This is a genomic window from Bradyrhizobium sp. DN3, from assembly GCF_041357655.1.
In the GTDB taxonomy this organism is placed as follows: domain Bacteria; phylum Pseudomonadota; class Alphaproteobacteria; order Rhizobiales; family Xanthobacteraceae; genus Bradyrhizobium.
On the sequence record NZ_JAULLN010000013.1, the window covers coordinates 109,654 to 132,348 of the forward strand.

20 protein-coding genes are annotated in these 22,695 nt (G+C 65.2%); 10 read left to right on the forward strand and 10 right to left on the reverse strand.

Going from position 1 to position 22,695, the window contains the following annotated elements:
• Positions 1-94: 94 nt before the first annotated feature.
• The 10 genes from AAE027_RS20325 to AAE027_RS20370 all read right to left on the reverse strand — a co-directional run bounded on the left by AAE027_RS20325 (position 95) and on the right by AAE027_RS20370 (position 9,274).
• On the reverse strand, positions 95-712 hold the full coding sequence (locus tag AAE027_RS20325; protein WP_370988585.1) for a flavin reductase family protein: 618 nt from the start codon (positions 710-712) through the stop codon (positions 95-97).
• 7 nt (positions 713-719) lie between these two features.
• Positions 720-923 (reverse strand): hypothetical protein, encoded by a 204-nt coding sequence (locus tag AAE027_RS20330; RefSeq protein WP_370988586.1) that lies wholly within the window; start codon positions 921-923, stop codon positions 720-722.
• A 16-nt stretch (positions 924-939) separates the two neighbouring features.
• Positions 940-2,064, reverse strand: a complete 1,125-nt coding sequence (locus AAE027_RS20335; RefSeq protein WP_370988588.1) for a mandelate racemase/muconate lactonizing enzyme family protein — start codon at positions 2,062-2,064, stop codon at positions 940-942.
• Between the two features lie 45 nt (positions 2,065-2,109).
• The gene (locus AAE027_RS20340) at positions 2,110-3,147 is read right to left on the reverse strand and encodes a tagatose 1,6-diphosphate aldolase (protein ID WP_370988589.1); all 1,038 of its coding nucleotides are present in this window, start codon (positions 3,145-3,147) and stop codon (positions 2,110-2,112) included.
• Positions 3,144-4,103 (reverse strand): sugar kinase, encoded by a 960-nt coding sequence (locus AAE027_RS20345; protein WP_370988590.1) that lies wholly within the window; start codon positions 4,101-4,103, stop codon positions 3,144-3,146. Before AAE027_RS20345 ends, AAE027_RS20340 begins: the two co-directional genes overlap by 4 nt.
• Positions 4,100-5,173: an ABC transporter ATP-binding protein gene (locus tag AAE027_RS20350; RefSeq protein WP_370988591.1), complete on the reverse strand. Its 1,074-nt coding sequence runs from the start codon at positions 5,171-5,173 to the stop codon at positions 4,100-4,102. Before AAE027_RS20350 ends, AAE027_RS20345 begins: the two co-directional genes overlap by 4 nt.
• A 6-nt stretch (positions 5,174-5,179) precedes the next feature.
• Positions 5,180-6,184, reverse strand: coding sequence for a zinc-dependent alcohol dehydrogenase family protein (locus tag AAE027_RS20355; protein WP_370988592.1), 1,005 nt, complete (start codon positions 6,182-6,184; stop codon positions 5,180-5,182).
• A 7-nt stretch (positions 6,185-6,191) separates the two neighbouring features.
• On the reverse strand, positions 6,192-7,019 hold the full coding sequence (locus AAE027_RS20360; RefSeq protein ID WP_370988593.1) for a carbohydrate ABC transporter permease: 828 nt from the start codon (positions 7,017-7,019) through the stop codon (positions 6,192-6,194).
• A 4-nt stretch (positions 7,020-7,023) separates the two neighbouring features.
• Complete coding sequence (locus AAE027_RS20365) at positions 7,024-7,911, reverse strand: carbohydrate ABC transporter permease (RefSeq protein ID WP_370988594.1); 888 nt, start codon at positions 7,909-7,911, stop codon at positions 7,024-7,026.
• 61 nt (positions 7,912-7,972) lie between these two features.
• Complete coding sequence (locus tag AAE027_RS20370; RefSeq protein WP_370988595.1) at positions 7,973-9,274, reverse strand: ABC transporter substrate-binding protein; 1,302 nt, start codon at positions 9,272-9,274, stop codon at positions 7,973-7,975.
• A gap of 192 nt (positions 9,275-9,466) precedes the next feature.
• Between AAE027_RS20370 and AAE027_RS20375 the strand changes: the two genes are divergently transcribed.
• From AAE027_RS20375 to AAE027_RS20420, 10 genes are all read left to right on the forward strand, one after another.
• Positions 9,467-10,507 carry a LacI family DNA-binding transcriptional regulator gene (locus tag AAE027_RS20375; RefSeq protein ID WP_164934570.1) on the forward strand — a complete coding sequence of 347 codons (1,041 nt, stop codon included), beginning with the start codon at positions 9,467-9,469 and terminating at the stop codon, positions 10,505-10,507.
• Positions 10,508-10,517: 10 nt separating this feature from the next.
• Positions 10,518-11,252: an SDR family NAD(P)-dependent oxidoreductase gene (locus tag AAE027_RS20380; protein ID WP_370988596.1), complete on the forward strand. Its 735-nt coding sequence runs from the start codon at positions 10,518-10,520 to the stop codon at positions 11,250-11,252.
• A gap of 204 nt (positions 11,253-11,456) precedes the next feature.
• Positions 11,457-12,707 (forward strand): ABC transporter substrate-binding protein, encoded by a 1,251-nt coding sequence (locus AAE027_RS20385; protein ID WP_370988597.1) that lies wholly within the window; start codon positions 11,457-11,459, stop codon positions 12,705-12,707.
• Positions 12,708-12,826: 119 nt separating this feature from the next.
• Positions 12,827-13,654, forward strand: coding sequence for a helix-turn-helix domain-containing protein (locus AAE027_RS20390; RefSeq protein ID WP_128934747.1), 828 nt, complete (start codon positions 12,827-12,829; stop codon positions 13,652-13,654).
• Positions 13,655-13,849: 195 nt separating this feature from the next.
• The gene (locus AAE027_RS20395; RefSeq protein WP_370988598.1) at positions 13,850-14,860 is read left to right on the forward strand and encodes a branched-chain amino acid ABC transporter permease; all 1,011 of its coding nucleotides are present in this window, start codon (positions 13,850-13,852) and stop codon (positions 14,858-14,860) included.
• Between the two features lies 1 nt (position 14,861).
• Complete coding sequence (locus AAE027_RS20400) at positions 14,862-15,944, forward strand: branched-chain amino acid ABC transporter permease (RefSeq protein WP_370988599.1); 1,083 nt, start codon at positions 14,862-14,864, stop codon at positions 15,942-15,944.
• Positions 15,937-16,719: an ABC transporter ATP-binding protein gene (locus AAE027_RS20405; RefSeq protein WP_091887608.1), complete on the forward strand. Its 783-nt coding sequence runs from the start codon at positions 15,937-15,939 to the stop codon at positions 16,717-16,719. The genes AAE027_RS20400 and AAE027_RS20405 overlap by 8 nt, the downstream gene beginning before the upstream one ends.
• Positions 16,712-18,922 (forward strand): ABC transporter permease, encoded by a 2,211-nt coding sequence (locus tag AAE027_RS20410; protein WP_370988600.1) that lies wholly within the window; start codon positions 16,712-16,714, stop codon positions 18,920-18,922. The genes AAE027_RS20405 and AAE027_RS20410 overlap by 8 nt, the downstream gene beginning before the upstream one ends.
• Before the next feature lie 3 nt (positions 18,923-18,925).
• On the forward strand, positions 18,926-19,759 hold the full coding sequence (locus AAE027_RS20415; protein ID WP_370988601.1) for a phosphoenolpyruvate hydrolase family protein: 834 nt from the start codon (positions 18,926-18,928) through the stop codon (positions 19,757-19,759).
• A gap of 25 nt (positions 19,760-19,784) precedes the next feature.
• A complete protein-coding gene (locus tag AAE027_RS20420; protein ID WP_370988602.1) occupies positions 19,785-22,688 on the forward strand; it encodes a flotillin family protein in 2,904 nt (967 codons plus the stop codon).
• The last annotated feature ends 7 nt before the right edge of the window (positions 22,689-22,695 follow it).

The window sequence follows — 22,695 nt, forward strand, 5'->3', positions numbered from 1 at the left end:
TTGCATATTTTTAGACATATAATAATTTGGATGTCAATCGCTCGCTCGGGTCGACACGCGTTGGGCCCAACCCGAGTCCTGGCGCCGGCCGCCCCTATTCGATCGGCGCCGGCCGCACCAGCTGGAAGAGCTCACGAGGCCTCGCATACCAGCCCGAGCCGTGCATGCGGGCAATGAGGTCGAGGCTGACCGTATCGATATGGCCTCGGCGCGCGTCGATCACGAACTGCTCGGCCACGTGAGCGCAGACGATTTCGCCGATCACGGCGATTTGCCGGGGTCCTGTCTCCTGAACCGAGAGCGAGCGACATTCGAACGCAACCGGACATCCCTTGATGAGCGGAGGCGAAATCATCTGCGCGGGGAGCGTCTCCAGCCCCGCAATCTCGATCTCGTCGATCTCGGAGGGAGCATCGACCGCCGTCGCGTTCATGGCTTCGGCCATCTGGTGCGGGACCAGATGGACGGCGAACTCACCCATCTCGACGATATTCTGCGCCGTGTCCTTCAAGCCTCGCTGCGGATGACGCAGCAAGCCGAGCACGACCGTCGGCGGCTCATGCCCGAGAACGTTGAAGAAGCTGAAGGGCGCCGCATTGGCGATCCCGTCCCGGGACCTCGTCGTCACCCACGCGATGGGCCGCGGCGTAACGGTCGCGGTAAGGATCTTGTAGCGGATATCCGCCGGAAGCTGACCCATATCGAAGAGCATCGGTCCCTCAATTGCGGCGCGAACGGAGCTGACGGTTGAGAAGTTGCGCCCCGCAGCCAAATGCGAGACGTTTTATTTGGTCATAGACATATGACGAGGTCAAATAAGCGCGCAACGGCATCAGCCGCTGTCGTGATGCCCTGCTGCCGAACTTCACCGCCCTGTCCGCACCGATCTTCGACCAAGCCGGATTCATGATCGCGGCCATCACGATACGAGTCTCTTATCTAAATGGTGCGATGATGCTCGATAGATGACAGATCAGGCATTATTCCGAGCCCCGGGTCTTGGTCCAATTCAACGGTGCCTTCCCTCACATTGAGGACCGGGCCGCAAAACAGATCGCGCAATGGATTGTCGTTGGCATCGACTTCCAGCCAGCCATCACCTCCGATAGCGGCGAGGAGATGCGCGGATGCAAGCAAGCCGAGGCCTCCACCGAGATAGTGCGGGCAAAACGTCTTGCCCACCTTCAGAATGTCGCGCGCCAGTGGGGCGCAGACACTGAGGCCGCCCCATTTTGCAATATCGGGCTGAACCACGCCGAGCACGCCTTCGGCCAGAACCTCCTTGAAGCCTTCGGCGCTCGAAATGTTTTCGCCGGCGGCAATCGGCATCTTCGCTGCGGCGCGCAGTCTGCGCCATTCCTCGCGCGGTCGATCGGCGCGAATCGGCTCTTCCAGCCAGCGCAGATCGAACTCGGCAAGCCGCGGCAGCATCTCCATCGCCTGCGTGACTGACCAGCCCTGATTGGCATCGGTGGCAAGCATGCCGGCGCCGACGATCTGACGCAGCGTGGCCAAATTGGCGAGATCGGTCTCGGCGCCGAAGCCAACCTTCAGCTTCAGCGCGCGATGGCCGCGCTTGAGCGCGGCCTCCGCCGTCTGCGCGGCTCCGCCGGGATTGATGCCGCTGGCATAGACCTTGATCTTGCGCGACTGACCGCCGAGAAGCTGCCACAACGGCAAGCGCCGGCGGCGCGCCGAGAGGTCCCACAGCGCGAGATCGATGCCCGAAATCGCCTGCGCGAACGGACCGGGTTCACCGCATTGAAGCGCCAGAACTTCGGTGCCCTTGGTCAGCGCCTCGAAGGCCTGGCCAGGACCGTCGAACTTGCGTCCGACGAGGCCGGGGGCGAGCACCTCGTTGATGAGCCGGGCGCGATGCTCCGCGCCCGGCGCTGGAAAATTGGACCAGGCCTCACCCCATCCCTCGACGCCGTCCTCGTCGACAGCGCGAACGAAGACGGCGGGACGGTTGAGCATCTTGCCGAACGACGTCACCACCGGCGTCGCCAACGGATAGCGATAGCAGAACGCCTCGATCGAGCGGATGGTGAAGCTGTCAGTCATGTTTGCGGATCCTGCGATCGGGATGAACCACGCAGAGCCACTATCTCAATAGGCGCGCGCGAAGTCACCTTCCTGCTTGATGTCAGTGAACACCGGAAAGCGCGCCTTCCACGGCGTGCCCTTGGCCGTGGTCAGCTTGTTGAGCCGCTCCAGCACGCCGAGGCCGTCCTTGCGCAGGCTCGCCGACACCGCCGCGCGGTCCGGAAAGTTCTTCAGGACGGCATCGAGCCAGATCGTGCGGCCGGCGAGGAAGCCGCCCGCTCCCGCCGCATAGGCGAAGTCGAGGACGCGCTCGAACTTTTCCGGCGCAGCGCCGCCCGACAACAGCACCCACGGGATGCTGCGCTCGCGGCAGATATCGCCGATCGCATCGAACTGCTTCTGTGCGGCCTTCGCTTCCGCGCTGCCGTCGCGGGCCGGCAGGCTGCCCGCCGCAAGCGGGCTCTCCAGCTTGAGGAGATCGACGCCGTATTCGGGCTTGGCAAACTCGCGCACGCTGTCGATGACGAGGCCCGGGAGCTTGCCCGGCGATTCCACGTAGTCGGCGGTGTGATTGGCGCTGCCGAGGAACGGGTAGACCAGCAGCTCGAGGACATAGGGAATGTCGTGACGGGCGCAGTCCTCGCCGATCTCGCGCACGAAACGCTTCTGATGCTCGTTCACCGCGGCATCGGCATCCGGCCGGTACCAGGCCAGCACCTTGACGGCGTCGCCGCCCATGGCGCGGATCTTCTCCACGCTCCAATTGGTGATCGCGCGAGACTTGCGGCCGCCCGCGGTTTCCTCGACGCGGTGCTCCTCGAGAGTCATGATCAGGCCGCAGCGCGGCGGCAAGAGGTCGATCGCGGCGGGCACGGCAAAGTTCGGGTCGAACAGCATCGAGCTGCAATGCGGCGCGAGATTTTCGACAAGGAGGCGCTTGGCCGCCGTGACATCGGAATATTCGACCTGATCCCGCGTGATGCCCTTTGCCTTGGCGATGGCGTCGAACAGTGGCGGCCGCTGGTCCAGCGCGACCATGCGAAAGTGGCCATCCGCGTCAGCCAGCCGTGCCAGGCCGCGGTTCTTTCCAATCGTTCTCATGGCTTCGTCCTCATGAATGCAAGACACTCGTTGATATCGGGGATTCCGTTGCGGCCACCGGCGTGGCGGCATTTCATGGCGGCTGTCGCCGCCGAAAACGCCATGGCGGCGCGCACATCGAGGCCGCCGCCGATCGCAAGCGCATAGGCGCCGTGAAAGACGTCGCCGGCGCCCGTGGTGTCGACGACCTCGACGGCATAGGCCGCCTGCCGATGCGACTGGCCGTTCTCGTACCAGCTCACGCCTCCTTCGCCGCGCGTGACGGCGATGACCCGGCAGCCGAAGCGCGCGAGCGCCGCGAGAGAGTCATCCTTGGCCGAGCCGGCAAAAGATGTGAGCGCGGGCTCCGAGAAGATCGCGTGGTCGGTCAGCGGCAGCAGCCGCTCGAACACCTCGGCGTCGGCCATGTCGCCGTCGAGCACGGTCGGAATGCCGCGCGCGCGGGCCTCGCTAAACAGCGTCGCTGCGCCCTCGACCCAGCGCGGATCGGCCAGCACGGAGGATGCGCGCGCGACGGCTTCGAGCGGAAGCCAATCCGCGGCTTCCGGAAAGAGCCCGCGGAAATTGACGATCTGCCGCTCACCAGAACTGTCGACGATGATCCCGGAGACGGACGAGCGGCCGTCGGGAAACAGCCGAAAATTCTCGACATCGACGCCTTCGATCGTGAAGGCCGATTTCATCTCATGGCCGGCGGCGTCATTCCCCGCGCGCCCCCAGAACGCGACGGACGCGCCGAGCCTTGCTATCGCGACCGACGCGTTGGCAGCCATGCCGCCGCCAAGCGTGCCGTAACCAGCAGCCTTGACCTTCTCGCTTCTACCCGCGAACAGACGATCGACGCGCCAGACCTGGTCGAGCGCCGACAGACCCAGGCAGATCACGTGCACGGTCCTCGCCTTTGACGCCACGTCCGCCAGCGCTGAGAGATCACCGATGTGCGCGGATGCACTCACCGCAGGACCTGTCCGTTGGCCGCATCGAACAAATGCGTCTTGCCCGCTAGCGGACGAAGGCTGAGACGATCGCCAACCTTCGGCCGCAGCGATGGATCGACCCGCGCGATCGCGGAGGCGCCGGCGAGATCGAAATGGATCAGCGTATCCGAGCCGAGCGGTTCGACCAGCTTGACATTGATGGCAAGTCCGTCGACGGCATCCGCGGCCACGGCGAAATGTTCAGGGCGGACGCCGAGCACGGCGTTGCCGGCCTGACGCAGGCGGCCTGCGGCCTCGCTGTCCAGCGGCACTGCCGTTCCGCCTTGCGAAAGGAGCGCACGCTCCTGGCGCCACTCGACCGGAAAGAAATTCATGGCGGGCGAACCGATGAAGCCGGCGACGAACTGGTTGGCGGGACGCTCGTAGACCGTCTCCGGCGTGTCGTATTGCTGGATCGTGCCGCTCTGGAGCACAACGATCCGGTCGGCCATGGTCATGGCTTCGATCTGGTCGTGCGTGACGAAGACCATGGTGGTCTTCAACTCCTGCGACAGTGCCTTGATCTCGGCCCGCACCTGCCCGCGCAGCTTTGCGTCGAGATTAGACAGCGGCTCGTCGAACAGGAACGCCTTGGGATTGCGCACGATGGCGCGGCCCATGGCGACGCGCTGACGCTGGCCACCCGACAGCTCCTTCGGCTTGCGGTCGAGATAAGGCTCGATGTGCAACAACGCCGCGGCACGCTTGACGCGCGCGTCGATCTCCGCCTTCGGCACGCCACGCAACTCCAGCGCAAACGACATGTTGTCGTAGACCTTCATGTGCGGATAGAGCGCGTAATCTTGGAACACCATCGCGATGTCGCGCTGCGCGGCCTGCACGCCGTTGACGCGCTTGTCGCCGATATAGAGGTCTCCCGACGAAATCGGCTCGAGCCCGGCGATGATGCGCAGCAAGGTCGACTTGCCGCAGCCCGACGGGCCGACGAAGACGACGAATTCATGGTCCGCGATCTCCAGGTTGAGATCGGGGATCACGGTGAAATTGCCGTAGCGCTTGACGAGATTGCGGATCGATATCGAGGCCATGATCGCTCAGTCCAGCGCCAGAACCGGCTTGATCAGCTCGCCCTTGGCGAAGCGGGCGAAATTCTCGGGCAGAGCCGAGAGGCCGAACTCGCCATCGACGAGGACGCGGTATTCGTCCTTGTACTTGCGCAGCAACTCAACATTCGGCTCGAAATCCGAGACCGGGAAGTAGAAGGTCCGGATCATGTAGAAATCCTTGCGCCGAAACACCTTGCCTTCCTCGATGGTCCAGGGCGCGGCGTTCTCGCCGACCAGCACCAGCGCGCCGCGCGGCAGCACCAGCTCGATGCCGAGGTTGCGCGCCGCATGCGCGCCGGAGCACTCCATGATGAGGGCAAAGCGCCTGGAGGTATCGCCGACGGCGTGCGCCTTCGCGCCGAAGGATTGCGCGATCTTGAGGCGCGCGGCATTGGGATCAGCGACATAGACGTCGTCGTAGCCGAGTGCGCGGAGCGCCAGCACGACGCCGAGGCCGACGGGCCCTGCCCCCATCACGAGAACCGGTCCGGCTTCGGCCGGCGGCACCACACGGCCGACGAAGCGCACGGCGTGGCCGGACGTGCCGATGGTGTCGAGCAGCAGCGGCGCAAGGCTGTCCTCGATATCATCGGGCACCGGCAGCAGGCAGTTTTCCGGCACCGGCACATATTCGGCATAGCCGCCCGGCCTGTTCCAGCCGATCAGGCTGGAGACTTCCAGGCACATCTGGGTATCGCCGCGCATGCAGGCCGCGCAGTGATCGCAGTGCAAGGGGATATAGACCGCGCAGCGGCGGCCGTGCAGGCGATGACCGGGCTGCTCGACGACGCCAAAGATCTCGTGGCCCGCGGTGAACTCGGCGCCCTTGTGCCAGAGCTTGAAGTCCGAACCGCACAGCGCGGTGCGCGAGACGCGCACGAGCACCTCGCCGGTGCCGACGTCGGGCATCGCCACACGCTCGATGGTGATGCGGTCGTTGCCGTGGAAGACCGCGGCCTGCATGATCGAATTGGGACGGGGTGACATATTCATCACATAACTAACCTTTCACCGCACCGAGCGTCAGCCCGGACACCAGCCAGCGCTGCACGAGAGCTGCCAGCACCAGCGGCGGCAACGCGATCAACGTCGCCGCGGCCATCAGCGCGCCCCATTGCGTCGAGCCTTCGCCAATGAAGTTGAAGGCCGCCGCGATCAGCGTCTTGGTGTCGCCGTTGGAGAGCACCAGCGCAAACAGGAAGTAGTTCCACGAGAACACGAAGGCGAGGATCGCCGCGACGGCGACGCCGGATGCCACCAGTGGCAGCGCGATGCGCCAGAGGATACGCGTGACGCTGCATCCATCCACCTGCGCCGCCTCGAACACGCTGCGCGGGATGCCGTCGAACGACGGCAGCAGGACCCAGATCACGATCGGCAACGTGATGACCGCGTGGCTCAGGATCAGCGCGGTGTAGGAGCCGATCATGCCGACCTGCCGGAACATGACGTACCATGGCAGCAGAAACAGCGTGCCGGGCGCCATGCGGGCGGCCAGCGTCAGGATCGCCGGCCACGAAATCCGGGTCCAGGAGACCGCGAAGGCGGCGGGGATTCCGAACAGCAGCCCAAGCCCGGTCGAGCCGACGGTGACGATGAGGCTGTTGAGCGCATAGCTCAGGAACGGCGTGGTCTTGGTCAGCTCGACATAGTTGTCCAAGGTCGGCGTGAAGATCAGCGTCGGCGGATAGGCCGTCACCTCGAAGGACGGCTTGAATGAAGACAGCACCATCCAGACCGTTGGCGCCATAATGATGATCCCGGCAAGCACGAGCTGCACCAGGTTGAGCCAGCGGATCCAGCGATCGGTATTGGCAGCGTCTGTCATGGCGTCACCAGGCGACTGCGCCGCGCAGGCGGTTGAAGGCGAGCACCGCGCCGAACACGATCGCCGTCAGCGTCAGCATCAAGGCGCTGGCATAGCCGATGTTGAAGAATTCGAAGCCGACCCGGAAGCCGTAGATATTGAGCGTATTCGACGCGTTCCCCGGACCGCCCTGGGTGGTGATGTAGATGATGTCGAAAAAGCGCAGGAGATCGACGCTGCGCAGGATCGCCGCGGTGACGATGGTGGGCAGCAGGAGCGGCAGTGTGATGCGCTGAAAGGTCCTGAACGGGGATGCGCCGTCGATCTGAGCGGCCTCGTAGACGCTCGGCGGCAGCGATTGCAATCCACCCAACACGATCAAGGCGACGTAAGGCGTCCACTGCCAGCTGTCGATCAGAGCAACCGTCGGAATGACCAGCGATGGCGAGGCCAACCACTCCGACGGCGGCAGACCGAACGATTGCAGGATGTAGTTGGCCGCCCCCAGCGAGGGATCGAGGATCACCAGCCACATCATGCCGGCCACCACCGGCGGCATCATGAACGGCGAGATGAACAGCGAGCGCACGATGCCCGGCAGGCGCTTGGCGTGAAACAGCACCAGCGCGAGCCAGACGCCGAAGACGAGCTGCAGCACCAGCGACAGCACATAGAGCGCGATGGTGACCCACAGCCCGTGCCAGAACTCGTAGTCGGAGACCAGCTTGGAATAATTGGCAAGGCCCGCGAAGGACTGCTTGCCGGTCGAGGAGAAATTCTGGAAGCCGAGCCAGACCGTATAGACGACAGGAAACGCGATCATCGCGACCGTGAAGATCACGGCCGGCGCCGAAAGCGCCGACATTTCCAGCTTCTGCCGATCCTGCGTGAGTGTCGCAGCCGCATCAGACATGCGTGCGCTTCCTTGAGAATGAGGAGGCGCCGGCTGGCCGCAAGCCAGCCGGCGCTGAGCGTTACTTCTGTGCGATCAGCGCATCCAGTGCCTTGTCGGCATCCGCGCAGGCCTGGTCGATCGGCTTCTGCTTCAGGATAAGATCCTGCACCGCCTGGCCGATGAACTCGCGCGATTCCGGGTTCGCAACGATGGGATAGCCGACTTCGGACGAGCCCTTGGTGGCGAGCACGTCGAGCGCGGCCTGCCATTCCTTGCGGACCGGCTCCTCGTCGATCCACTTGCGATAGTCCGGATCCTTGGCGACGGACGGACGCGGCGGGGCAATGCCCTGGAGCGCCATCTTCTTCTGCACCTCGGGGCTGGTCGCCCATTGCACGAAGTACCAGGCCGCCTCCGGCTGCTTGCTGTGCGAGGACACCGCCATGCCCCAGCCGATCGTGGTCGGCACCTGGCCGGCCTCGCCTGCCGGGAACGGCAACAGGCCGGTGTCCTTCAGGCGCGCACCGCCTTCCATCACCGTGCGCAATTCATTCGAGGATTCGAACGCCATCGCGGCGCGCCCGCCGCGATAGAGCGCGGAAATCTGCTGGAAGCTGTAGTTGACGACGCCGGGCGGTCCGAAGTCGCGCAGCAGCCGGCTATAGGTGTCGAGCGCCTCCTTGCCCTTGGCCGAGCAGAGGTTGGACTTGCCGCCGGCAATGTAGCTGCCGCCGATATTGTGCAGCATGTTGCTGAAGGTGTAGGCGACCGCGGGCTTGAGACCGCGCGAGACGAACGGCGTCACCGCACTGTCGCAGGTCTTGATCTTCGCGGCGGCTGCTTCGACCTCCTTGATGGTCTTCGGCGCCTCAAGGCCGCACTTCTTGAAGATGTCGGTGCGGTAATAGAAGATCGGACCCTCGATGTTCATCGGCATGCTGGTCAGCTTGCCGCCGAAAGTCGCGGCCTTCAGCAGCGCCTGGCTCAGCCCTGCCGGATTGTATTCCTTGGCCACCTCGTTCTTGGCCATCGCGGTGAGATCGCCGTACCAGCCGGCGGCGGCGAACTGCTCGCCCTCGCGCGAGGGCAGCGTCATGAACACATCGACCTCGTCGCTGTTCGCATTCATGACGGTGACCAGGCGCTGGCGCATCTGCTGCTCCTGATAGCCGTCGACCTTCAGGGTCATGCCGGTCAGCTTCTCGAAATCGGCCTTGTAGGTCAGCAGCGCCTGCGCGACCGGATTGTTGTTGGCGAGAAAGGTGACGGTCTTGCCCTTGAACTTCATCCAGTCGAAATCGGCCGCGTGCGCCTGCGCACTGGCCGCCGCGATCGCGAGAACGGGCAACGCGACATGGGTCGCGAGCATCCTAGCCTTCATCGAACTCTCCTCCCGGCTGGCCGCCTTAAGCTGGCGGACCTTTTTGAACACGTTTGAGCACCACTTGAAAACGGTTACAATCTAGACCTCACATCCACGGTGTCAAGCGATGGACAGGCGTCACAATCTGCGGCAGATTTGCATCATCTTCGTGACTTCACGGCTCACCACGCAGGATGTAACGTTACATTCATGAGACTGACCAACGCCAAGTCCGTGAAACAGGGCATCCGCGCCGTGGCGGCCCGCGCCGGCGTGTCGACGGCGTCGGTCTCGCGCGCTCTCAACAATCCCGATGCGGTGAGCCCATCCCTGCGTGCGCGCATCGAACAGGCCATCGACGCGCTCGGTTACATCCCGCATGCGCCGGCGCGCATCCTGTCGTCGCGGCGCTCGCGCACCCTCGGCGCGATCGTGCCGACGATCGACAACACGATGTTCGCGCGCGGCATCGCCTCGCTCCAGCAATATCTCTCCTCGGTCGGGTACATGCTGTTTCTCACCACGAGCGGATATGATCTCGATGTCGAATTGCAGCAGGCGCGCAACCTGATCAGCCGCGGTGTCGACGGCCTCGTGCTGCGCGGCGATTGCCATCACGACGGATTGCGCAAACTGCTGGCCGACAACGCGGTGCCGTTCATCAATGTCGGCATCTACCAGCCCGACCGGCCCTACCCTTGCGTCGGCACCGACAACGAGGCAGCCGCCCATCGCGCCGCCGCGCACGTCATCGAGCTCGGCCATCGCCGCATCGGGATCGTCTCGGCACTCCAGCGCAACAACGACCGCGCCAGCGCTCGCGTCGCCGGCTTTCGCCGTGCGCTGGCCGAGAACGGGCTCGAGCTTCCGCCGCAATGGCATGTCGAGGTGCCCTATACGCTGGACGACGCACGCGAGGCGGCGCGCTATCTCCTCAACCTCAAAGACCGTCCGACGGCCGTGGTGTGCGGCAACGACGTCATCGCCTATGGCGTGCTGCTCGAGGCGGAGCGCGACGGGTTCTCCGTGCCGCGCGATCTTTCGGTGGTTGGCTTCGACGACCTCGACTGGAGTCGCCATTTGCGGCCGAGCTTGACCACGATCCACGTCCCGACCGCAGAAACCTGGCAGCGCGCCGGAGAATATCTGGTGCGCAGCCTCGCCGGCGAGCAGACCATCATGCATCGCGAGATCGACTTCTCGCTGGTGGTCCGCGAATCGACGGCTCCGCCTCCGAAATCCCTGAAGTGAGACACTCCCGATGAATTCGAATTTCTCCCTCGCAACCGGCTTTCATGCCGTCGTGATCGGCGGCGCCGGCGACATTGGCGCGGCGATCAGCAACCAGTTTTGCGATCTCGGCGCCACAGTGACTGCGACGGGCGCGAACGAGGCGGATCTTGCCCGCACCCTGCTCAAGCCACGCACCGGGCTCACGCTCGCGACGCTGGATGTCACCGATGATGCTGCCGTCACGTCCTTCGCGCGGCAGCACACGCGCGTCGACGCGCTGGTCAACTGCGCCGGCATTCTCGCGCGCGACAAGGAATTCGAGATCGAGACTTTCATGAAGGTGCTCGACGTCAATCTCACCGGTACGTTCCGGACCTGCATGGCGTTCCACCCGCGGCTCGCGGAGACGAAGGGCTCGATCGTCAACATCGCCTCGATGAATGCGACGTTGGCGCTGCCACGGATTCCCGCCTATTGCGCCAGCAAGGGCGGCGTCGTGATGCTGACCAAGGCGCTGGCTTTGAAGTGGGCCGACGAAGGCATCCGCGTCAATGCGGTGGCGCCCGGCTATATCGAAACGGCGATCAATGCCGCCGGCCGCACCGACCGTGCCCATTATCAGCGCATTGCCGACCGGACCGCGTTCAAGCGCTGGGGACAGCCGGAGGATATCGCCGGAGCCGTCGCCTTCCTGTGCATGCCGGCTTCACAATATGCGACCGGCACAGTGGTCGCGGTGGACGGAGGATTCCTCGCGGGATGAACCTGCACCCGCGACCTGTTGCACCGCGAAACCATTTGCGCCGCAACATCCAAAATGAGACTGCCCGTCAAGCCGAACGAGGCGTCCGCGCATGCACCGCATGCGACTTCGGCTAGCCTCCCCGTCAAATCCGCGAGCCCTTCGAGCTGCGGGCGCAGCGCCGGTCCGGCGTGGCGACAAATCGACGACACAGGGAGGAGCACAATGTCGAAATGCAGTGTGGGGCTGCTGGCGCTGAGCAGCCTGTTTCTTTCAGGCGCCGCGATCGCGCAGGAAAAGATCAAGGTGGGGGTGACCGCAACGCTCGAAGGCACCTACACGGTGCTCGGCGAGGACGGCATGCGCGGCCATCAGACCGCCCTCAATGTGCTCGGCAAGAAGGTCGGCGACAAGGAACTCGAATTCATCGTCGCCTCGACCGACGCAACGCCCGACTCCGCCGTGCGCGCCGTGCGCAAGCTGATCGAGCAAGACAAGGTGCAGATCCTGCTCTCACCGCTCTCCGGTGACGAGGGCATCGCGGTGAAGAATTTTGCGAAGACCCACCCCGAGCTGACCTTCATCAATGCGGCCTCCGGCGCCCAGGAAACGACCTATGTCGATCCGGCCCCGAACTTCTTCCGCTACAACATGGACGGCGCGCAGTGGCAGGTCGGCCTCGGCAAATACGCCTATGAGGAAAAGAAGTATCGCAAGATCGCAACCGTCGGCGAGGACTACTCCTTTATCTACACCCAGGTGTTCGGGCTGGTGCTCGAGTTCTGCGGCATGGGCGGACAGGTGACCAACCGGCAATGGGTGCCGCTCGGAACGAAGGATTTCGCCTCCGTCATCGCCGCCCTGCCCGACGACGTCGACGCCATCTATCTCGGGCTTGGCGGCGCGGATGCCGTCAACTTCCTCAACCAGTACCAGCAGGCCGGCGGCAAGGCACATCTGATGGGCGGTTCCATCATGATCGACCAGACCATCCTGTCGTCGAAGGGCAACGCAAAGAATGCGCTGATCGGCACCATCGCGGCGAGCGGCCAGGCCGATACCTGGGAGGATCCGGGCTGGCAGAAGTTCGTGAAGGCCTATCAGGACGCCTTCCCGCCCAACAAGCGCTTCCCAAGCCCGTCGCTGCTCGCGACCAACTATTATGGCTCAACCATGGCGCTGATCCTCGCGCTGCGTCAGGTCAATGGCGATCTCTCCAACAACCAGGCGAAGTTCAAGGAAGCGCTGGCGAAGATCGAGCTCGATGCGCCGAACGGCAAGATCAAACTCGACCCCAACCGCCAGGCGATCGGCACCAACTTCGTCACCGAAGTCGTCGATGACGGCAAAGGCGCGCTGTTCAGCAAGGTCGTGAAGGTGATCCCGAACGTGAACCAGACGCTCGGCTATGATCCGGCCGTGTTCTCCAAGATCGGGTTGCCGGGCCGCACAGTACCGGAATGTAAGAAGTACTGACGCATCACGCCTGCGCAGGCGGAGAGCGACTTGCTGACGCGGTCGCTCTCCGCTCTTGCAATCTCGTCGGCGTTGTTGAACGCTGGCCGAAAAGACAAGAACATTCGGGAGGGGAAGGCATGAGCCGTGCGCTCGCCGTCTTCCACGGCCGGTTCGGCCGGGCGACGGTTTATCAGTTGAACCGCCCTTTCAATATTCACGCCCATCGTGAAGGTCATCTGATCTTCCATGTCGGCGGCATGCCGGCATGCATCGATGTCTCCAACGGGCATTATGATCTCACCGAATCCTCCGTGGTCGCCGTCAATCCATGGGAGCCGCATAACTTCCTGCCGGCCGATCTCGACGGCGGCGCGATCTTCTTCGTGCTGTACGTCAATGCCGAATGGTTTGCGCCGGATGCATCCGGCTCCGACCGCATGCGTTTCGGCCGCACCCAATTCAGGCGCACGCCTGCACTCGACAAGCACATCAGGCGGACCGCCGCGCTCGTGTGCGGCGCACCATCGCTTTCCAGCCTCGATTCCGAGCTGCGGCGGCTGATCGACATCTGCTACGACGAAAGCTGGCAGCAAGCTGAGATCGCGCGCGATCCGCGCGCCAATGGCGCCGTGACCGATTTCCGTGTGCGCAAATGCATCAGGCTGATGTCGGAGAGTCCCGGGGCCGAGATGGAGCTCGATACGATCGCGCGGGAATCCGGTCTGTCTCGGCCGCATTTCTACCGGCTGTTCCGGGTCCAGACGGGCGTCACGCCGAACCTCTATCTCAACACGCTGATCATGGAACAGGCGCTCGAAGCGCTGGTGGCAAGCGAGGCGCCGATAGCCGATATCGGCTTCGATCTCGGCTTCTCCTCGCAAAGCGGCTTCACCCGCTTCTTCGCCGCCAATGTCGGGATGGCTCCGACCGATTATCGTCGCGCGGCCAAGGTTTTGCGCGCCTGACCTCTGCGCGAAAAGATACTCACGATCAAACGTCCTCCTCGCAGCCCGGCTAGGATGTGGGCAACACGATCCCGCTAGAGGATTGCGAGTCCAGGGAGGACGTTCGCCCATGGTGAGGTACGCAGCCGCTGCGAGGCTGTCTGACCTACACTCGATGAGCCTTCGGCGTGCCGCCTGGGCGAACGGGCGGCGCACATGAGCCGCTTTGTCGAACGCCATCCCGCCTGGGCGCTGATCGCAATCATTGCCATTGCCCTCGGGCTCTGGCTGATCTTCGCGGTCTGGCCGCCGGGCCTCGAAGAGGCCATCGGCCGCAAGCGTGTCTTCCTCAACGCCGTCTTCAACGGCATCACGCTCGGAGGGCTCTACTTCCTCGTCGCCAGCGGGTTCACGCTGATCTTCGGCCTGATGCGCAACGTCAACCTCGCGCACGGTTCGCTCTATCTGTTCGGTGGTTATGTCGGCTACGCCATCAGCGCCTCGACCGGCTCCTGGATCCTCAGCTTCATCGTCGCCTTCATCCTGACCGCCCTAGTCGGCGTTCTGCTCCAGCTGATCGTGTTCCGCCGGATGGAGGGACAGGATCTCAGGCAGACCATGGTGACGATCGGGCTTTCGATCGTATTTGCCGATCTGATGCTATGGGCTTGCGGCGGCGACTTCTATCAGATCCAGACGCCGAATTGGCTGATCGGTCCGGTGGAGCTGCCGCTGATCACCGCGATCAAATCCTCGGGCGAGCCGGTCTATCTCAGATATCCGCTGGTGCGGCTCGTGATCTTCGCCGCTTCCGTGATCATCGGCGTGGCCATGTGGCTCGCGCTCAACCGCACCCGGATCGGCATGATCATCCGCGCCGGCGTCGATGATCGCGATATCCTGGCCGCGACCGGCGTGCGCATCCAGTTCGTCTTCGTGCTGGTGTTCGCCTTCGGCGCGGGACTTGCCGGCATCGCCGGCGTCGTCGGCGGCACCTTCCAGTCATTGTCGCCCGGCGAGGACATCCGCTTTCTGCTGGCTTCCCTCGTCGTCGTGATCGTCGGCGGCATGGGTTCGATCCCCGGCGCCGCGCTCGGCGCGCTGATCATCGGCCTCGCCGAACAGCTCGGCTCGGTCTACATCCCGACCTACGCCATCGTCGTGACCTTCCTGATCATGGTGCTGGTGCTGGCGATCCGGCCGCAAGGCCTATTGGCGAGGCGCTGAGATGTCGCTCGCCCACGATGCCCGCGTTGCCGTACGCCCCGCCACGATGGCGCAGCGCCCGGCACGGACATGGCCGGAGGTCAACAATCCCGCGGCCTGGATCGTCGCAGTAATTCTCCTGATCATGCCGCTGATCGCCAACGGCTTCTTCCTGATCGAGATCTTCGCCTCCACCTTGATCCTCGGCACCATGGCGCTGAGCCTGATGTTCCTCGCCGGCTATGGTGGCATGGTCAGCCTGATGCAGCTCACCATCGCAGGCTTCGCGGCCTACATGGTCGCCGTGTTCGGCGTCAGCGGCAATGCCAATATCAGCCTGGGCTGGCCGTGGTGGCTCGCGGTCCCGATGGCGCTGGCGCTGGCGACCGCCTTCGGAACGCTCGGCGGCGCGCTCGCGGTCCGCACCGAGGGCATCTACACCATCATGATCACGCTCGCGATCGGCGCTGCCTTCTACTATTTCACCAACCAGAACTGGGCGATCTTCAACGGCCATACCGGCATCAACACCGTGGCCACTCCGCACTTCTGGGGCGTGAACTGGCGCGCCGATATCCCCTTCTATTACGTCGTGCTCGCGGTCGCCGCGCTCTGCTATTTCGCGGTCGAATATCTCTCGCGCGCTCCCTTCGGCCTTGCCCTTCAGGGGGTGCGTGACAATCCGCGGCGCATGGCTGCGCTCGGCTTCAACGTCAATGCGCACCGCGTCGCGGCCTACGCCTTCGCCTCCTTCGTGGCCGCGCTGGCCGGCGTGCTCCAGGTCTGGAATTACCGGCAGATCTCGCCGGGCTCGGTCAGCGTCGGCGCCTGCATCGACGTGCTGATCATCGCCGTCGTTGGCGGCATCACGCGCCCGATCGGGCCTTTCATCGGCGCGCTGATCTTCGTGCTGCTGCGCACCTTCGCACTCGACTTCCTGGTCCGGCTTGGGCTCGATGGCAACCGCTTCCGCCTGCTGATCGGGCTCGGCTTCCTCGCCATCGTATTTTGGTCCTCGGACGGCGTCATCGGCCTATGGCAGCGCTGGCGCAACCGTCAGCGCCGCAGCGTGGACCGCTCCGGCGGAGGGCACCGCCATGGATAGCGTCGCCCAGCGCCTCTCCGCCGTCGGTGCCGGCGCTGCGCTGGAGCTGCGCGGCGTGACGCGCCTGTTCGGCGCGCTGGCAGCGCTGACCGACGTCACCATCACCGTGCGTCCGGGCGAGCGGCGCGCGGTGCTCGGTTCGAACGGCGCCGGCAAGACCACGCTGTTCAACTGCATCACCGGCGACTTCCCGCCCTCCTCCGGCACCATCCGCTTCTTCGGCGAGGACGTCACGCACTTCCCGCCCTATGAACGCATCCGGCGCGGGCTGCGGCGGACCTATCAGATCTCGGCGCTGTTCCCCGGCCTCACCGTGCAGGACAACGTCTATCTCGCTTGCCGCGGCGTCTCGCGCGGACGCTTCTCGTTCCTGCGTCCGGGACAGAACGATGCCCTGATGCATGCGGCGGACAATCTCGTGCAGGCCGTGCATCTGGCCGCCGTGAAGGACCAGCGCGTGGCCGAGCTCGCGCATGGCCAGCAGCGCCAGCTCGAGATCGCGCTCGCGCTCGCGGGCGCGCCGCGCTTCGTCCTGTTCGACGAGCCGGCCGCCGGCCTGTCGCCGACCGAACGGGCCGAGCTGATCGAGATCCTGACCTCGCTGCCGGCGCATATCGGCTACATCATCATCGAGCACGACATGGACGTCGCCTTACGCGTCGTCGAAAGCGTCACGATGATGCACAACGGCCGCATCTTCAAGGAAGGCCTGCCGCAGGAGATCCAGTCCGATCCCGAGGTGCAGGAGCTCTATCTCGGAGGCGGCCATGAATGAGGTCCGCCGCAGCAAGGCCGCGCTCGAGGTCCGCGGCCTCGATGTCTACTACGGTCACTCCCACGCGCTGCAAGGCGTCGATCTCACGCTGGAGAGCGGCGTGTTCTCCGTCGTCGGCCGCAATGGCATGGGCAAGACCACGTTGTGCAAGGCAATCATGGGGCTGGTGGGCGTGAGCGGCGGATCGATCCGCGTTCGCGGCGAGGATGTCACACGGCGGCCGCCGGCTCAGATCGCCCGACTTGGCGTCGGCTATGTGCCGCAGGGACGCCGTCTGTGGCGCTCGCTCAGCGTCGATGAGCATTTGCGGCTCGCTGGCGGCATGCGCTCGGGCGCCTGGACCGTCGAGCGCATCTACGACAGCTTCCCGCGCCTCGCCGAACGCAGGGATCACGGCGGCGGCCAGCTCTCCGGCGGCGAGCAGCAGATGCTGGCGATCTCGCGCGCACTGCTCACCAATCCGCATCTCCTCATCATGGACGAGCCGACCGAAGGCCTCGCGCCCGTCATCGTGGCGCAGGTCGAGGAGATGCTGCTGCGGTTAGGAGAGGACGGCGACATGTCCGTGCTCGTGATCGAGCAGAATATCGGCGTCGCCACCGCGATCTCGCGCAACGTTGCGATCATGGTCAACGGCCGCATCAACCGCATCATCGACTCCGCCCGCCTCGCCGCCGACCGCGAGCTCCAGCAGCGCCTGCTCGGCGTCGGGCTCCACGCCGAGCTCGAGCCGGATGTCGACGTCGGCACGTCCGCTGACGATCCCAAGCCGGCACCGCCGCCACGCCGCGACGGACCGATCCGCATTTACATCTCCAACCCGACGCTCCCGACCCGATGGTCGCAACCGGTGCCGATCGCCCGCATCGAGGCCGCAGCGCGTACGCTCTCGACGCAAGTCGCGCGGCTCGACGAGACGGCGCGGCGCAAGCGCGAGCCGGTCGCGGCGCAGGCCTCCGGCCCACCTATGGTGCTGGTCGTCGGCACGCTCGACACCAAGGGCCAGGAGCTGCGCTTCATCCGCGACATCATCGCGGAAAGCGGCCTGCGCACACGGCTGGTCGATGTTTCGACCAGCGGGAAGCACTCCAGCTGCGATGTCTCCGCGCAGGAGATCGCCCTCAACCACGGCCGCGGCGGCTCCGCTGTGTTCAGTCCCGATCGCGGGGCCGCCGTGACCGCGATGGCTGATGCCTTCGCCAACTGGCTGCGGCGCCAGGGCAATGTCGCCGGCGTGATCTCGGCCGGCGGCTCCGGCGCGGCGTCGCTCGTCGCCCCGAGCATGCGCGCGCTTCCCGTCGGCGTGCCCAAGCTGATCATCTCCTCCATCGCCTCTGGCGATGTCGGGCCCTATGTCGGCCCCGCCGACATCACGATGATGTACTCGGTCACCGACGTGCAGGGGCTGAACTCGATCTCGCGCGCGGTGCTGGCCAACGGTGCCAATGCGCTCGTCGGCATGGTCAAGGCGCGACTCGATACGCGCGCCGCAACGGCGCGCGAGACCGGCGGCCTGCCCTCGGTCGGTATCACCATGTTCGGCGTCACCACGCCGGCGGTGCAGAAGATCGCAGCGGAGCTGCGCGACGATTTCGAATGTCTCGTCTTCCATGCCACCGGGGTCGGCGGTCGCTCCATGGAGAAGCTCGTCGACTCCGGGCAGCTCGCCGGGGTCATCGACCTCACAACCACCGAGATCTGCGATCTGCTCATGGGCGGCGTGTTTCCCGCGACCGACGACCGCTTTGGCGCCATCATCCGCAGCCGCCTGCCCTATGTCGGCTCGGTCGGCGCGCTCGACATGGTCAATTTCGGCGCGCCCGAGACCATTCCCGAACGTTACCGCGGCCGCAAGTTTCACGTCCACAATCCGCAAGTGACGTTGATGCGGACGACCGCCGAAGAGAACGAGCGCATGGGCCGCTGGATCGGCGAGCGGCTCAACCAGATGGACGGTCCCGTACGTTTCTTCCTGCCCGAGGGCGGCGTGTCCGCACTCGATGCGCGCGGCCAGCCATTCTGGGATCCGGACGCCGACTCCGCGCTGTTCCGCACGTTGGAGCGCACGGTGCGGCAGACCGGCAACCGCCAGCTCATTCGCGTGCCGAAGAACATCAACGATCCCGAGTTCGTCGCCGCCATTGTCGGTGCGTTCCGGACCCTGTTCGGCCGCGCCGGGGCGCGCCGAAGAGTAGCGAGGTGACCGATGGCGAGGTTTGAACGCGCAGCGCTCCTGAAGACGTTTCGCGACATGGCAAGGCGCGGTGAGCCGATCGTCGGCGGCGGCGCCGGCACCGGTCTGTCAGCCAAGTGCGAGGAAGCCGGCGGCGTCGATCTCATCGTCATCTACAATTCGGGCCGCTACCGCATGGCCGGCCGCGGCTCGCTCGCGGGTCTGATGGCTTACGGCGATGCCAACGCCATCGTGCTCGAAATGGCGAACGAAGTGCTGCCCGTGGTCGCGAGAACGCCGGTGCTGGCGGGCGTCAATGGCACCGATCCATTCCGCGACATGGACGTGTTTCTCGACCAGTTGAAGGCGCTCGGGTTTGCCGGGGTCCAGAACTTTCCGACGGTCGGCCTGATCGACGGCACGTTTCGCGCCAATCTCGAAGAGACCGGCATGTCCTATGCGCTGGAGATCGACATGATCGCCAAGGCGCACGACAAGGACATGCTGACCACCCCCTACGTGTTCAGCGAGAAGGAGGCCGCCGCGATGGCGATCGCCGGCGCCGACATCATCGTCTGTCACATGGGCCTGACGACCGGCGGCTCCATCGGTGCGCAGACCGCGCTGAAGCTCAAGGACTGTCCCGCGCAGATCGACACCTGGGCGTCCGCTGCGCTCAGCGTCAATCCGGACATCCTGGTGCTGGCGCATGGCGGCCCGATCGCGGATCCCGCCGACGCCGATTTCATCATGAGGAATACCCGCCATTGCCACGGCTTCTACGGCGCCTCCTCGATGGAGCGACTGCCCGTGGAGCGGGCGCTGACGGAACAGGTGCGTCAATTCAAGGCGATCGGCGCGCGGTAACGCCGAAGGTACGAAGGAGGGAAAGATGTCAGGGATATTGATCGGTGAATTGATCCTCTGGCTGATCGTCGCGATCGTCGTGATCGTGGTTGGCGTCTATATCGTGAACTGGCTCTACCACCGCTCCTCCAAAGAGATTTCGTTCGTCCGCACCGGCTTCCTCGGCGAACGCGTGGTGATCAATGGCGGCGCCTTCGTGCTGCCGTTCATCCACGACTACACGCCCGTCAACATGAACGTGCTGCCGATGGGCATCGTCCGCTCCAGGCAGGACGCCGTGATCACCCGCGACCGTATGCGCGTCGACATCGAGGCCGACTTCTACGTCCGGGTGCAGCCGACCCGCGAAGCGGTCTCGATTGCGGCTGCGACGCTCGGCCGCCGCACCATGGAGCCCGAGCAGCTCCATGCGCTGCTGGCCGGCAAGTTCATCTCCGCGATCCGCTCGGTCGCCTCCGAAATGACCATGGAGGAGATGCACGAGCGGCGCGGCGACTATGTCGCACGCGTCAAGACCAATGCCGCCGAGGCCCTCGCCCAGAACGGCCTCGAGCTTGAATCGGTCGCGATCACCGACCTCGACCAGACCGACCTGGAGTTCTTCAATCCCTCGAACCGGTTCGACGCCGAAGGCCTGACCCGCCTGATGGAGGATATCGAGGCGAAACGAAAGCTACGCAACGACATCGAGCAGGACTCGATGATCAAGATCCGCTCCCGCAATCTGGAAGCCGAGCGGCAGGCGCTCGAGATCGAGCGCGAGAGCGAGACCGCACGCCTGGAGCAGGAACGCGACATCGAGATGCGCCGCGCACTCCAGCGCACCGAAGTTGCCCGCGAACGCGCGCTGCGCGAGACCGAGGCGGAACAGGCGCAGATTTCCGCCCGCGAGGCCATCGAGCGCGCCCGCATCGCCAATGACCAGGCGATCGCCGAGGCCCGCATCGCCTCCGAGCGCGAGACCCGGCAGAAGGAGATCGAACGGACCCGCACCATCGAGGAGAAGGAGCTGCTGGCACGCGAAGAGATCGAGAAGACCCGGATCGCCAACCAGCGCTCGATCGACACCAGCCGCATCGCTTCGGAGCGCGAAGTCCGCCAGCGCGAGATCGAGCGGATGCGCACGGTCGAGGAAGCCGAGATCGCCGCGCGTGAAGCGATCGAGAAGGCGCGGATCCAGCAGGACCGCGTCGTCACCGATGCCCGCATCGCCAACGAGGAAGAGACGAGGCGCCGCGAAATCGAGCGCACGCGTGCCGTGGACGAGGCCGAGATCGCCGCGCGCGAGGCGACGGAAAAGGCCCGCATCGCCCAGACCATGACGGTCAATGTCGAGCGCATCTCCTCGGACGAACGCACCCGCGCGCTCGAGATCCAGCAGGTGCGCACCATCCAGGAGGCCGAGATCGAAGCCCAACGCGCTGTCGAGGCCGCCCGCATCGCCCGCGAGCGGACGCTCGCCGCCGAGCGCATCGCCGCCGAACAGAATACGCGACAACTCGAAATCGAGCGCAACCAGGCGCTGGACGTCGCCGGCATCGCCGCCCGCGAGACCACGGAAGCGACGCGGATCGCGCAGGAGGAGCGTGTGCGCTCGCTGGAGATCGCCCGCAACCGCGCCGTCGAGGAAGCCGATATCGCCTCGCGCGAGGCGATCGAGGCGGCCCGCATCGCCCAGGAGAAGGCGGTTGCGGCCGAGCGCATCCAGGCCGAGCGCGAAACCCGCGCGCTGGAGATCGAACGGACCGGCGTCTTGGAAGCGGCCGAGCTGAACCGGCGCGACGCCGTCGAACGCCAACGCATCACGGTCGATCTGGCGCTCGAGGCCGAACGCATCAATTCCTCCAAGAAGCGCGAGGTGCTCAATATCGAACAGAAGAAGGCGATCGAGATCGCCGATGAGGACCGCGTCATCGCGCTGTCGACCAAGAAGTCCGAGCGGATCGACGCCGACCGCCAGGTCCGTCAGGCCGAGATCGTCGCGCGCAAGGAGGTCGAGACCACCGACGTCGCGCGCGAGCAGGCGCTGGAAGCCGCCCGCATCGAGCGGCGGCGCGCCATCGAGCAGCTCGAGGTCGCTCGCGTGCAATCCTTGCAGGAAGCCGAAATCGCCTCCCGCGAGGAAGTGGAGCGCGCCCGCATCGCGTCGGATCGCGGCCTGGATGAGGCCCGCATCGGCCGCGAGCGCGAGCTGCGCAAGCTCGAAGTCAATCGCGAAAAGGACGTCGAGACGGTGCTGATGGAGAAGGCCATCGCAATTCATCAGAAGTCGCTGGAGGAGTCAGCGGCTCGCGCTGCCGCCGAGGAAGCGCGGATGCGGGCGACTGAAGCCGCCGAGCGCGTGGTCACCGCGCGCGAAAGCGAAATTGCAAAACGCCGCAAGACCGTCGAAGTGCTGCTCGCCGAGAAGCAGGCCGAGGAGACGCGCATCGCGGCCGAGGCCGAGCGCGTGCGCGCCGCGGTCGAGGCCGAGGCGCAGCGCATGCTCAACGAGGCCGAGAACGTGCTCACCGACCAGGCGCGCTACTCGCTGTTCCGCCGCAAGCTGCTCGACCGCATCGAGGGCATCGTGCGTGAGAGCGTCAAGCCGATGGAGAAGATCGAGGGCATCCGCATCCTCCAGGTCGACGGCCTCAACGGCAACGGACACGGAAATGGCAATGGCGGCCGCAGCGCCACCGACGAGGTGATCGATTCGGCACTGCGCTACCGCGTCCAGGCGCCGCTGATCGACTCGATCTTGTCGGACATCGGCGTCGAGGGCGGCAGTCTTGCAAAGATGCCGGGCCTGATCCGCGAGGCCCGCGACATGCAGGGCATCAAGGATTCCGCGCGCAAGAGCGGTGGCGGCGACAAGCCGGCGACCTCCCCGCCTGCGGCCGAGGGCGGCGAGCCGCCGGCCGAGCGTGGGCCGCGAAAGAAGAGCTGAGGTCCGA